The organism is Curtobacterium oceanosedimentum, from assembly GCF_020297365.1.
Classification (GTDB): domain Bacteria; phylum Actinomycetota; class Actinomycetes; order Actinomycetales; family Microbacteriaceae; genus Curtobacterium.
This window is the reverse complement of the sequence record NZ_JAIXIG010000026.1, coordinates 41910-53974: the sequence shown is the minus strand read 5'-3', so window position 1 is coordinate 53974 and position 12065 is coordinate 41910. Positions and strand designations below refer to the sequence as shown.

Below are 12065 nucleotides of genomic sequence, written 5' to 3'. Positions count from 1 at the left end.
CGGGGCCGGGGGCCGCCCCCGCGGCGGCGGCCCCCGGCCCCGTCTCGAGCGGTGCCTTCACCGACCTCATCGAACGGCCGGGAGGCACGCAGCAGTCCGCCTCGCCGGTCGCGGCCCGCCTCGTCATCACCGAGGGCGCGCGCGAGGGCATGGAGATGCCGCTGGGCGGCGGCCCCATCACGATCGGGCGTTCGAGCGAGTCGAACGTCGTGATCCGTGACGACTACACCTCGACCAACCACGCCCGCCTCGACCTGCGCGCCGACGGCTGGCTCCTCACCGACCTCGAGTCCACGAACGGCACCTTCGTCAACGGTCAGAAGGTGAGCGCTCCCGTCCTCGTGGCAGAGGGCACGCCGATCACGATCGGGACGACGACGTTCGAGCTGCGGCGGTAACCCGGCATGACCGCTCGCACGCTGAGCGCCGCTGTGTCCCACGTGGGGCGCATCCGCGCGAACAACCAGGACTCCGGCTACGCCGGGGCACACCTGTTCGCGGTGGCGGACGGCATGGGCGGGCACGCCGGCGGCGACGTCGCCTCGGCCATCGCGATCCGTCGCATCCGCGAGGTCGACCGCGAGTTCCCCTCGGCACACGACGCCGAGTTCGCGCTGCAGTCGGCGCTCATCGCGGCCAACCAGCTCATCACCGAGACGGTCTTCGAGCACCAGGAGCTCACCGGCATGGGCACCACGGTGTCCGCGATGATCCGGGTCGGCGAGCAGATCGCGATCGCGCACATCGGCGACTCGCGCATCTACCGGCACCGCGACGGTGAACTGCAGCAGATCACGTCGGACCACACGTTCGTGCAGCGCCTGGTCGACAGCGGCCGCATCACGCCGGAGGAAGCCGCGGTGCACCCGCGTCGCTCGGTGCTCATGCGGGTGCTCGGCGACGTCGACGCCGCTCCCGAGGTCGACACCGCGATCATGGACATCCAGCCGGGCGACCGCTGGCTGCTGTGCTCCGACGGATTGTCGTCGTACCTGGCCGAGGAGCGCATCCGGCACGCCCTGGCGTCGACGATGGACGCCAACCAGGTCACGCAGCGCCTGGTGAAGGAGACGCTCGACCACGGCGCCCCCGACAACGTCACGGTCGTCGTCATGGACGTCACCGACACCGAGCCCGAGGACGACGACGACGCGGCCACCACGGTCGGGTCGGCAGCAGCACCCCTGACCTTCGAGGCGTCGACCGGCCGCAAGCCGATCCGCCTGCCCACGATCCTGCTGCACCCGCTCAAGGTCACCTCGGCCCCGGAGGACTCGCACTTCGAGCCCGAGTCCGACCAGTTCTTCGCCGAGCTCATCGCGGAGGACCGCCGACGCCGCATCCGGCGCCGGGTGTCCTGGACGGTCGCGCTCGTCGCCGCCGTCGCCGTGCTCGTCGGTGCCGTGTTCGTCGGCTGGCGGATCACGCAGGACCACTACTACGTCGGCACCGACCGCGGCACCGTCGCGATCTACAAGGGCGTGCAGCAGTCCATCGGGCCGATCGCGCTGTCCGACGTGTACGAGGACACCGACATCACGGTGTCGTCGCTGCCGGACTACACCCGCGAGAACGTCCGCTCGACGATCAACGCGCAGTCGCTGACCGACGCACGCGAGATCGTCGACCGCCTGCGCAAGGCCGCCGAGACCGGGCAGGACCAAGCCGGCACCGGCGGCGACGGCGACTCCGGCCCGACGTCCACGCCCGAGCCGACCCGGTCCTCGTCGCCGTCGCCGACCCCGACCCGGAGCGCGCGATGAGCAGCGCCACGGCCCAGTCGTTCACCCAGGCGATCACGATCAAGCTCCGCGAGCCGGCGCGCGCCCGCAACCTCGAGCTCTTCCTGCTCGTCATCGCGTGCGGCATCTGCGCCGGCGCGATGGTGCTCGTGCAGCTCGGCACCAAGGGCCGGCTGTTCGACCAGTCCGTGCTCTGGGTCGGCGGCGGCATCCTCGGGCTCGCGCTCGTGATGCACGTGGTGCTCCGGGTCGTCGCGAAGAACGCCGACCCGTTCATCCTGCCGATCGCGCTCGTCCTGAACGGCATCGGCATCGCCGAGATCTACCGGATCGACGTCCACAACGGCCTGACCGGCTGGGACGCCATCGGGGTCAAGCAGATCGTCTGGACGATGCTCGCGATGGTCCTCGCGATCATCACCCTGGTCGCCGTCCGCAACCACCGGTTCCTGCAGCGCTACCGCTACATCTTCATGGCGCTGACGATCGTCCTGCTGCTCCTGCCGATGCTGCCCGTCATCGGCAACAACGTCGGTGGAGCCCGGGTCTGGATCCGCATCGGTCCGTTCTCGTTCCAGCCGGGCGAGCTCGCCAAGATCACGATGGCGCTCTTCTTCGCCGGGTACCTCGTCACCGCACGCGACTCGCTGTCGATCGTCGGCAAGAAGTTCCTGGGCATGACGTTCCCGCGTGCCCGTGACCTCGGTCCGATCCTGGTGATGTGGGGCGCGGCGATGGCCGTCCTCGTGTTCCAGCGCGACCTCGGCACCGCGCTGCTGTACTTCGGCCTGTTCCTCGTGATGATCTACGTCGCGACCGCCCGACTCAGCTGGGTGGCGATCGGCCTGACGCTGTTCATCGGCGGCGCCCTCGTCGCGCAGAGCATCCTGGAGTACGTGCGCGGCCGCTTCGAGCAGTGGCTCGACCCGTTCAACCAGGAGATCTTCGACCGCCAGACGCAGGGCAGCTACCAGCTCGTGCAGGGGCTGTTCGGCTTCGCGAACGGCGGGATCACCGGCACCGGGCTCGGGCAGGGCCGGCCGTACATCACGCCGGTCGCCAACGCCGACTACATCATCGCGTCGCTCGGCGAGGAGCTCGGGCTGATCGGCGTCTTCGCGATCCTGGCCCTGTTCATCGTGTTCGCCTCGCGCGGGCTCCGCGTGGCCTTCATGGCCCAGGACGACTTCGGCAAGCTGCTCGGCGTGGGCTTCGGCTTCATCATCGCCCTGCAGCTGTTCGTCGTCGTCGGCGGCATCACCCGGATCATCCCGGTGACCGGCCTGACCACACCCTTCATGGCCGCAGGTGGCTCGTCACTGATCGCCAACTGGATCATCGCCGCGATGCTGCTGCGCCTGACCGACTCCATCCCCGCCGAACAGCGCGTCCAGCAGGGCGCGATCCCCGCCGCGAGCGGGCGGACCAAGAAGGAGCGACGCCGATGAACCGACAGCTCCGCGGTGTCTCGACCGTCATCGTGCTCATGTTCGTGGCGCTCTTCGTGTCGACGACCTCGATCCAGTTCTTCTCGGCGGACTCGCTCCGTGCCGACTCGCGCAACTCGCGAACCATCCTGGACAGTTACTCGACAAAGCGCGGCGCGATCCTGGTCGACGGCAGTCCCATCGCCGAGTCCACCCCGGTCGACGACCAGTACCAGTACCAGCGCAAGTACACGAACGGCGAGCTCTACTCGGCGGTCACCGGGTACTTCACGATCGGCCAGGGCAACACCGGCATCGAGAGCGCCGAGAACACCGTGCTGTCGGGCAACTCCGACGCCTCGTTCTTCCAGAACCTCAACTCGATCCTCACCGGGCAGGACGTGCAGGGCGACAACGTCAACCTGACCATCGACCCGGCCGTGCAGCAGGCCGCGTACGACGCGCTCGGCTCGAACAGCGGCTCCGTCGTCGCGATCCAGCCGAAGACCGGCAAGATCCTCGCGATGGTGTCGAAGCCGAGCTACGACCCGAACACGCTCACCTCGCACGACACCGACGAGGTCAAGCGCCAGTACGACGCGCTGCTCGGCGCCTCGCCCTCCCCGCTGCAGAACCGCGCGATCGGCGGTGACCTGTACACGCCGGGATCGGTGTTCAAGCTCATCGTGGCGTCCGCGGCGCTCGAGGACGGCAAGTACAACCTCGACTCGACGTTCCCGAACCCGTCGCGGCTGCAGCTGCCGGGCACCGAGAGCTACATCAACAACGCCGAGGGCGGCACGTGCGGCGGCGGCGACAAGGTCAAGCTCCGCACGGCCATCCAGTACTCGTGCAACATCCCCTTCGCCGAACTCGGCCAGAAGCTCGGCTACGACGCGATCAAGGACATGGCCGACAAGTACGGCTTCGGCGACGCGATCGAGGTCCCGATGACCGCGACGGCCAGCCAGTACCCGGACGTCGACTCCACCGCGCAGCTCATGCTCAGCGCGTTCGGTCAGGCGAGCGTCCGCGTGTCCCCGCTGCAGATGGCCATGGTCGCGTCCGGCATCGCGAACGGCGGCAAGGTCATGCAGCCGTCGCTCGTCGACTCGATCACCACGAGCGACCTGAAGACCGTCGAGTCGTTCGCACCGAGGCAGTACAGTGATCCGCTGTCGTCCTCGGAGTCCGCCGACCTCACCGAAGCGATGCAGAGCGTCGTCAACGCGGGGACCGGGACCAATGCGAAGATCGACGGTGTCGACGTCGCCGGCAAGACCGGCACGGCCGAAGGCGGCACGGGCGATCCCTACACACTCTGGTTCACCGGGTTCGCGCCCGCCAAGAACCCGGAGGTCGCCGTGGCGGTCGTCGTCGGCGACGGCGGCGGACTCGGGCAGTCCGGGGTCGGCAACACGGTCGCGGCTCCGGTCGCGAAGAAAGTCATGGAGGCGGTGCTGAACAAATGAGACCCACCAGCGGACTCACCTTCGGTGGGCGGTACCAGCTCTCCTCCCGGGTCGCGATCGGCGGCATGGGTGAGGTGTGGCAGGCGACCGACCTGGTCATCGGCCGCACCGTCGCGCTCAAGATCCTCAAGGACGAGTACCTCGGCGACCCCGGGTTCCTCGAGCGCTTCCGCGCCGAGGCCCGTCACGCCGCCCTCGTCAACCACGAGGGCATCGCGAACGTCTTCGACTACGGCGAGGAGGACGGCAGCGCCTACCTCGTGATGGAGCTCGTCCCCGGCGAGGCTCTGTCGACCATGATCGAGCGCGAGCACACGCTCCCGGTCGACAAGGTGCTCGACATCGTCGCGCAGACCGCGAACGCCCTGCAGGCCGCACACGCGGTCGGCCTGGTGCACCGCGACATCAAGCCCGGCAACCTGCTCATCACGCCCGACGGCCGCGTCAAGATCACCGACTTCGGCATCGCCCGCATCGCCGACCAGGTCCCGCTCACCGCGACCGGCCAGGTCATGGGCACCGTGCAGTACCTGTCGCCCGAGCAGGCCAGCGGTCACCCGGCATCGCCGTCGACCGACATCTACTCGCTCGGCATCGTCGCGTACGAGGCCCTGGCCGGACGCCGTCCCTTCACGGGCGAGTCGCAGGTCGCGATCGCGATGGCGCACATCAACGAGCAGCCGCCGGCGCTGCCCGGGGACATCCCCGAGCCCGTCGCCGCGCTCGTGCTCTCCTGCATCGCGAAGAAGCCCGCCGACCGCCCCGCGACCGCGGCCAACCTGGCCCGTGCGGCACAGGCGCTCCGCCGCGGCGACGTCGCGGCGGCCACCGTCGCGGTGCCGGCGATCGGGCAGAACGGCACCGTGGCGTTCAACCCGCCGCAGGGCCAGGGCAACGACGCCGCCACCGCGCTCATCGGCACCCAGGCCGGCGCGATGGTCGGCGGACCCGGCACCCCGCGGTCGCCCGTCACCGACGAGTCCGAGGAGCCGAAGAAGAAGCGCGCCTGGATCTGGTGGGTCGTCGGCATCGTCGTCCTGCTCGCGATCGCGGCCGTCGTCGGCGTCCTGGCGCTCAACGGCGGTTCTCCGGACCCCGATCCGACCCCGACGCGCTCGACCCCCCGGCCGACCCCGACGGAGGTCACCCCGAGCGCGACGCCCACGCCCACCCGTGTGGAGATCGACTCGTCCGACTACCTCGGCCGCCCGACGTCCGAGGTGCAGGCGGAACTCGGCCAGCTCGGGCTCGTGGTGAACGTCGTCGACGGTGACGCCGCGACGGGCACGAACAACCCGAACACGGTGCAGTCGCTCGATCCGACCGGCAGCCTGGCTCCGGGCAGCACGGTGACCATCCGGCAGTGGACGACACCGCCGACCGTGTCGAAGCCCGCCGCCCCCGAGGCTGGCGACGTCTCCGACACCGGCTCCGTCACCTTCAGCTGGGGCGAGGCCACCTGCCCCACCGGCTACAGCGTCTCGACCTACTCGTGGATCGCGACCGGCGGCAAGGACTCGTCCGGTGCCACCTCGGGCACGATCTCGTCGACGGCGGTCAACATCCAGGCCGACGCCGTGGACGAGCCGATCACCTTCAAGTACTCCGTGACGTGCGGGGCGAGCGGCAGCGACCTCGCCAAGTCGCCCGGCTCGGACGCCGCGACCGCGACCTGGACGGCCCCGGAGACCGAGGACCCGGGCGAGGGGATCGACCCCAGCGAGGGCACGAACCCGAGCCAGGCCGGCCCGATGGACTGAGCGGTGCCGACCCCCGGACGGGGGCTGTCGACACTGTTCGGTAACGGTTCGGTCGAGCCCTCCGTCACCAGCGTCCGGCCAGGTGGTGCTGCCGTACACTAGCCGGACGAACAGACGGAGGAGTACGTGCCAGAAGGTGTGACCGCGGGGATCACCCTCCTCGCAAATCGCTACGAGATCGGTGACGTCATCGGTCGGGGCGGCATGGCGACCGTGCACCTCGGCAACGACACCCGCCTCGGCCGCAAGGTCGCGGTGAAGCTCCTGAAGCCGAGTCTCGCCAACGATCCTGCCTTCCGCACACGCTTCCGGCAGGAGGCCCAGGCGGCCGCCCGCATGGCGCACCCCACCGTGGTCCGCGTCTACGACGCCGGCGAGGAGACGGTGCGGGAGCAGTCCGGCGCCGAGGTGCAGGTGCCCTTCATCGTGATGGAGTACGTCGAGGGCCGTCCGCTCTCCGACATCATCGCCGAAGGAGCCGTCGCCCCGGACGAGGCCGTGCGCATCACCGAGGGCATCCTCACCGCGCTCGAGTACTCGCACCGCGCCGGTGTCGTGCACCGCGACATCAAGCCTGCGAACGTCATGGTGACGCACAGCGGGCAGGTCAAGGTCATGGACTTCGGCATCGCCCGGGCCATCACCGACACGTCGGCCACCGTCGCGCAGACCACGTCGATCCTCGGGACCGCGTCGTACTTCTCGCCGGAGCAGGCCCGCGGCGAGACCGTCGACGCCCGCACCGACATCTACTCCACCGGTGTCGTCCTGTTCGAGCTCCTCACCGGTCGTGCGCCGTTCCTCGGCGACACCCCGGTCGCGGTCGCGTACCAGCACGTGAGCGAGCAGCCCGTCGCTCCGTCGACGATCTCGCCCGACGTCTCGCCCGCGCTCGACGCCGTCACCCTGCACGCCCTGGTCAAGGACCGCACCCGTCGGTTCCAGAACGCCGCCGAGTTCCGCTCCGACCTGCAGCAGGCCGCGGCGGGACGCGTGCCGTCGTCCACCAAGAAGCTGCAGCAGAACGCCGCGAACGACGCCTCGACGGTGCTGTTCGGCGTCGACCCGCGCACCACGACGAACGCGTCGTCGGCGTTCCGCGAGCTCGACGACGACACCGCCGAGCACCGCCCGCAGCGCACGCAGAACCGGCCTCCGGTGGCCTGGATCTGGGTCGGCATCCTGCTCACGGTCGCCGTCATCGTCGCGGTGGTGTTCTTCGTCGCGAACCTCGGCCCTGGCAAGCCGCCGGTCACGTCCTCGGTCAGCGTGCCGAACGTCACCGGCGCCACCTTCGACGCCGCGGCCAGCGCGCTCGAGAAGAAGGACCTGAACGCTGTCCGGGTCGAGGAGAACTCCGACGACGTCGACAAGGGCACGGTCATCCGCACCGACCCCGGCTCCGGCGTGAACGTCGGCCGCAACCAGGACGTCGACGTCGTCGTGTCGATCGGTCCGGAGCGGGTCGCCGTGCCCGACGTGGGCGGACAGTCGCAGTCCGCCGCGCAACAGGCCCTCGACGCAGCCGGCTTCCGCGTCGGCGCGATCACGAGCGACTACTCGGCGGACGTCCCCGAGGGCACGGTCATCAGCTCCGATCCCGCCGCCGCTTCGATGCACTCCAAGGGCTTGGTCATCGACCTCACGGTGTCGAACGGCAAGGTGCAGCTGACCAACGTGACGCAGCAGCCGTTCGGAACGGCCAAGGCCACGCTCGAGCAGCTGGGCCTGACCGTGAACGGTGCGCCCACGCAGTCCTGCACCGGCGACCTCGTGCAGCAGCAGGACACCCCCGCCGGCGACGTCGCCCAGGGCAGTACGGTCACCCTGACCTACTGCGCCGGCACGAACGAGCCGCCCAAGTCACCGAACTCCGGTAAGGGCGGCGGCGGCAACGACGACCGCGGCGGAGACCAGGGCGACGACGACGGTCGCTGAGCCGACCGTCCCGTGACGCGACGGTCCTGACGGAGGTGGCACCCGCCTCCAGTCCGTGACTCAGGCCGGCGGTTCGTCCGGCTGCCGCGCGGTGCCTGCAGGCACCGCCGCTCATGTCATCCGCTGGTCACCGACCGGGAAGCACGACGCCGGCGTCTCCGCGCGACGCCCCTGAACGCACGAGACGCCGCCGTGTTCGGCGGCGTCTCGGTGACACGACGGCGTCTGCCGCCCGAGCGACCCTCAGGCGCGGCGGGAGGCGATGAGCGGGCCGAGGCCGGCAGCCCGGTCGGCGGCGCCGCCGAGTCCCGTGGTCTCGAGCCAGTTGCCGACCATCCGGTACCCGCCCTCGGTCAGCACCGACTCCGGGTGGAACTGCACGCCGAACACCGGGTGGTCGCGGTGCTGCACACCCATGATCACGCCGCCGCCGGTCCGTGCCGTGACGCTGAGTTCGTCGGGCACGGTGCCGTCCACGATCGCCAGCGAGTGGTAGCGCGTCGCGGTGAAGGGGTGCGGGACACCGGCGAACAGAGGACTGTCGTCGTGGTCGACCTGCGACGTCTTGCCGTGCATGAGCTCCTCGGCGTGCGTCACCGTCGCTCCGAGCGCCTCGGCGATGGCCTGGTGTCCGAGGCAGACGCCGAGCAGCGGCACCTCGGCGTCGATGGCTGCGTGCACCGTGGGGATCGAGACCCCGGCGGCGGCAGGCGTCCCCGGCCCGGGCGAGAGCAGGACGCCGTCGTACTCGGCGATGCGGTCTGCGATCTCGGACTCCGGGAAGGCGTCGTTCCGCACGACGTCGGTCTCGGCTCCGAGCTGCTGCACGTACCCGTTCAGCGTGTAGACGAAGCTGTCGTAGTTGTCGACGACGAGGATCCTGGTCATGGCGGTCCACCGTACTCGTGGGGGATGTGTGCGGCGGTCTGCAGGCCGCTCCACACACTCGGTCACGGTAGGATACCGGCCATGGCCAAGGACAAGGACCGCACCAAGCCCGCCCGGACGACCCGAGCCGACTCGGTGGACACCGCCGGGGACGCCCCGAACGCGGTGTGGTTCAAGCCGGTCATGTTCGGCTTCATGCTGCTCGGTCTGGCGTGGATCATCGTCTTCTACATCTCGAACGCGACGCTGCCCGTGCCGACCCTCGGCTCGTGGAACATCGCGATCGGCTTCGGCATCATGTTCATCGGGTTCCTGATGACCACCCGGTGGCGCTGACCCGGGATCCCGGCCCAGACACATCGAACGCCCGTCGCACCGAGAGGTGCGGCGGGCGTCGTCGTTCCCGTCCTCGTTCCCTTCCTCGTTCTCCACAGCGTGACTGCCGCGCCGAAGCTGGATCGTGGAGGATCCGCCCGTTCTCCACACTTCTTCACATCTTCCACAGCGCCATCCACACCTTGGGGCCGGAGTTATCCACATGTCAGTCCACAGTGGGGATAATCACACCCGTGTAACTCAACGCCGTTTCCACAGTTGTGGAGAACTCGCGCCGGTGCTGTGGAAACGTGTGGACGGGCGTCCGTCGGTGCGGGACAACGACGAACGCCCCGCCGCAGGAGCGACGGGGCGTTTGAGGACGGAACCAGGCGGGCTCAGCCGATCGTCGAGGCGTACCCGACGGCTGTGAGCCCCAGGCCGACGATGGCGGTCGCCGCGATCAACGTGATCTGCAGCGGGCGCTGCCGGATGTTGCGGGTCTGCGCGAACACGAAGCCCATCAGGAACCCGCCGATGAGCCCACCGATGTGCGCCTGCCACGAGATGTTCGTCCCGGGCAGGAAGCCGATCACCAGGTTCAGGCCGATGATCACCAGGAGCTGCACCGCGTTCTGCCCCAGACTGCGCTGGAGGACGAAGAACGTCGCGAACAGGCCGAAGACGGCGCCGGACGCTCCGACCACCCACGTGCCCGGAGCGAGGAACGTGACGAGCATGCTCCCGAAGATCCCGGTCACGAAGTAGAGCGCCACGAACCGCCAGGCCCCGAGCATGTTCTCGAGCATCCGACCGAAGATCCAGAGCGCCCACATGTTGAACAGCAGGTGCAGGAAGCTGGAGTGCACGAACAGCACGGTGACCGCTCGCCACGGCTGGGTGGGCAGCAGCAGCGAGTTGAAGGCGAGCAGGTTCGAGAAGAACCTGCCGCTCACCTGGTCGAGCAGCCAGATGGCCACCGTGATCGCCACGATGACGACCGTCGCCTTCTGGTCGAGCATCGCGAAGCGCCGCCGAGCGACCGTGAACCCGTTCGGGGCTCCGGACGCTCGGCGGTTCGCTGCGAACTGGGCGCGCTGTTCACGCACGCACTCCGGGCAGTGCACCCCGACCGCCGCCGGCGTCTGGCACTCCGGGCAGATCGTCCGCCCGCAGCGCTGGCAGAGCACGAAGCTCTGCCGGTCCGGATGCCGGTAGCAGGAGTTGTTCGGGTTGTACGCCTGGTCGGTCACGTGCGGGTCAGACGCCTTCGACGTCGATGCTCTGGATGACGACGTCCTCGAGGGGCTTGTCACGGCCGTCCGTGGCGACACCCTCGATCGCGTCGACGACGGCGCGGGACTCGTCGTCCGCGACCTCACCGAAGATGGTGTGCTTGCCCTGCAGCCACGGCGTCGCCACGGTGGTGATGAAGAACTGCGAGCCGTTGGTGCCCTTGCCGCCCTGGATGCCGGCGTTGGCCATCGCGAAGATGTAGGGGTTCTGGAAGGTGAGCTCCGGCGAGATCTCGTCGTCGAAGCGGTAGCCCGGGCCACCGATGCCCTGGCCGAGCGGGTCGCCGCCCTGGATCATGAAGTCCTTGATGATGCGGTGGAAGATCACGCCGTCGTACAGCTTGTCGGTCGAGACCTTGCCGGTGCCGGGGTGGGTCCATTCCTGCTGCCCGGTGGCGAGGTCGACGAAGTTCTTGACGGTCTTCGGCGCGTGGTTGCCGAACAGGTTGACGCGGATGTCGCCCTTGTTGGTGTGGATCGTTGCGACGGCAGTGTGCAGAGACATGTTCCGATTCTCGCATGTACTCCTGACCGTGCACGGATCACACAGCAGCGGTTCCGTGACCTGTCAGGCACTGTGGTGGCAGGATGGGGGAACGCCGATCCGATGGAGGTACCAGATGACGACGATCGAGATCCCGCGAAAGCGTCGGAAGCAGATCAAGAAGCTCAAGGGCCAGACCGCCTCGCTCCTCGGCGAGCAGCGCAAGGTCCTCGAGCACGCGAACGCGATCCTGGCCGAGGCCCGGTCGAACGCCGCCGACGCAGCTCGCAAGGACATCGCACCCCGGGTGCAGAACGCGATCGACAACGGGATCCGTCCCGCGATCGCCACGGGTGTGCACGCCGCCACCTCTGCCGCTCAGGGCGCTTCGCACCGCTTCCAGTCCGAGGTGGTCCCCGGACTCGTCTCGACCGCTGGTTCCGTGCTGAGCGTGGGCGACCTGGCGAAGGACCCCCGGGTCAAGAAGATCGTGAAGAACGCGAAGAAGAAGAGCAAGGTCGCGAGGAAGGCGGCGGCGAAGTACGTGCCGTCGCAGCAGAAGAAGGGCCTCGGCTTCGGCGGAGTCGCCCTCATCATCGTCGGCGTCGTCGCCGTCGCGGGTGCTGCCTACGCCGCGTACCAGACGCTCCGCGCCGACGACGACCTGTGGGTCGCCGATGACGCTGACACGGCGGAGAAGCCCGCCGCCTGACCTCCCGGTTCGTACGAAGGGCCCCGGCTGTT

The 12065-nt window shown here is 69.2% G+C and carries 11 protein-coding genes; 8 read left to right on the top strand and 3 right to left on the bottom strand.

Features of this window, described 5'->3' with window-relative positions; genetic code table 11:
* The 6 genes from LEL83_RS12325 to pknB all read left to right on the top strand — a co-directional run.
* The coding region (locus LEL83_RS12325) for an FHA domain-containing protein (protein WP_225559030.1) at positions 1–398 on the top strand (398 nt) is incomplete at its 5' end.
* A 6-nt stretch (positions 399–404) separates the two neighbouring features.
* Positions 405–1763, top strand: a complete 1359-nt coding sequence (locus tag LEL83_RS12320) for a Stp1/IreP family PP2C-type Ser/Thr phosphatase (protein ID WP_198657196.1) — start codon at positions 405–407, stop codon at positions 1761–1763.
* Positions 1760–3190, top strand: coding sequence for an FtsW/RodA/SpoVE family cell cycle protein (locus LEL83_RS12315; RefSeq protein ID WP_225559029.1), 1431 nt, complete (start codon positions 1760–1762; stop codon positions 3188–3190). The genes LEL83_RS12320 and LEL83_RS12315 overlap by 4 nt, the downstream gene beginning before the upstream one ends.
* Positions 3187–4641 (top strand): peptidoglycan D,D-transpeptidase FtsI family protein, encoded by a 1455-nt coding sequence (locus LEL83_RS12310; protein ID WP_225559028.1) that lies wholly within the window; start codon positions 3187–3189, stop codon positions 4639–4641. Before LEL83_RS12315 ends, LEL83_RS12310 begins: the two co-directional genes overlap by 4 nt.
* Entirely contained in the window at positions 4638–6401 is a 1764-nt protein-coding gene (locus tag LEL83_RS12305; protein ID WP_225559027.1) for a protein kinase domain-containing protein, read from the top strand. Before LEL83_RS12310 ends, LEL83_RS12305 begins: the two co-directional genes overlap by 4 nt.
* 126 nt (positions 6402–6527) lie before the next feature.
* The gene (pknB, locus tag LEL83_RS12300; protein ID WP_225559026.1) at positions 6528–8339 is read left to right on the top strand and encodes a Stk1 family PASTA domain-containing Ser/Thr kinase; all 1812 of its coding nucleotides are present in this window, start codon (positions 6528–6530) and stop codon (positions 8337–8339) included.
* Between the two features lie 243 nt (positions 8340–8582).
* Here the strand turns inward: pknB and LEL83_RS12295 are convergent, their stop codons facing one another.
* Positions 8583–9227, bottom strand: a complete 645-nt coding sequence (locus LEL83_RS12295) for an anthranilate synthase component II (protein WP_198657192.1) — start codon at positions 9225–9227, stop codon at positions 8583–8585.
* 81 nt (positions 9228–9308) lie between these two features.
* Here LEL83_RS12295 and LEL83_RS12290 point away from each other — a divergent pair, with 81 nt between their 5' ends.
* Positions 9309–9563 carry a cell division protein CrgA gene (locus tag LEL83_RS12290; RefSeq protein WP_198657191.1) on the top strand — a complete coding sequence of 85 codons (255 nt, stop codon included), beginning with the start codon at positions 9309–9311 and terminating at the stop codon, positions 9561–9563.
* 377 nt (positions 9564–9940) lie between these two features.
* Here the strand turns inward: LEL83_RS12290 and LEL83_RS12285 are convergent, their stop codons facing one another.
* Together LEL83_RS12285 and LEL83_RS12280 are read right to left on the bottom strand one after the other, a co-directional pair.
* Positions 9941–10795 (bottom strand): rhomboid family intramembrane serine protease, encoded by an 855-nt coding sequence (locus tag LEL83_RS12285; RefSeq protein WP_225559025.1) that lies wholly within the window; start codon positions 10793–10795, stop codon positions 9941–9943.
* A 7-nt stretch (positions 10796–10802) separates the two neighbouring features.
* The gene (locus tag LEL83_RS12280) at positions 10803–11342 is read right to left on the bottom strand and encodes a peptidylprolyl isomerase (protein WP_198657189.1); all 540 of its coding nucleotides are present in this window, start codon (positions 11340–11342) and stop codon (positions 10803–10805) included.
* A 115-nt stretch (positions 11343–11457) separates the two neighbouring features.
* Here LEL83_RS12280 and LEL83_RS12275 point away from each other — a divergent pair, with 115 nt between their 5' ends.
* On the top strand, positions 11458–12033 hold the full coding sequence (locus LEL83_RS12275) for a hypothetical protein (protein WP_225559024.1): 576 nt from the start codon (positions 11458–11460) through the stop codon (positions 12031–12033).
* Positions 12034–12065: the final 32 nt, after the last annotated feature.

Excerpts from the sequence above, each read along its gene's own strand:
- LEL83_RS12320 (WP_198657196.1), top strand. The coding sequence starts at position 405 with ATGACCGCTCGCACGCTGAGCGCCGCTGTGTCCCACGTGGGGCGCATC.
- LEL83_RS12315 (WP_225559029.1), top strand. The coding sequence starts at position 1,760 with ATGAGCAGCGCCACGGCCCAGTCGTTCACCCAGGCGATCACGATCAAG.
- LEL83_RS12310 (WP_225559028.1), top strand. The coding sequence starts at position 3,187 with ATGAACCGACAGCTCCGCGGTGTCTCGACCGTCATCGTGCTCATGTTC.
- LEL83_RS12305 (WP_225559027.1), top strand. The coding sequence starts at position 4,638 with ATGAGACCCACCAGCGGACTCACCTTCGGTGGGCGGTACCAGCTCTCC.
- LEL83_RS12295 (WP_198657192.1), bottom strand. The coding sequence starts at position 9,227 with ATGACCAGGATCCTCGTCGTCGACAACTACGACAGCTTCGTCTACACG.
- LEL83_RS12290 (WP_198657191.1), top strand. The coding sequence starts at position 9,309 with ATGGCCAAGGACAAGGACCGCACCAAGCCCGCCCGGACGACCCGAGCC.
- LEL83_RS12280 (WP_198657189.1), bottom strand. The coding sequence starts at position 11,342 with ATGTCTCTGCACACTGCCGTCGCAACGATCCACACCAACAAGGGCGAC.
- LEL83_RS12275 (WP_225559024.1), top strand. The coding sequence starts at position 11,458 with ATGACGACGATCGAGATCCCGCGAAAGCGTCGGAAGCAGATCAAGAAG.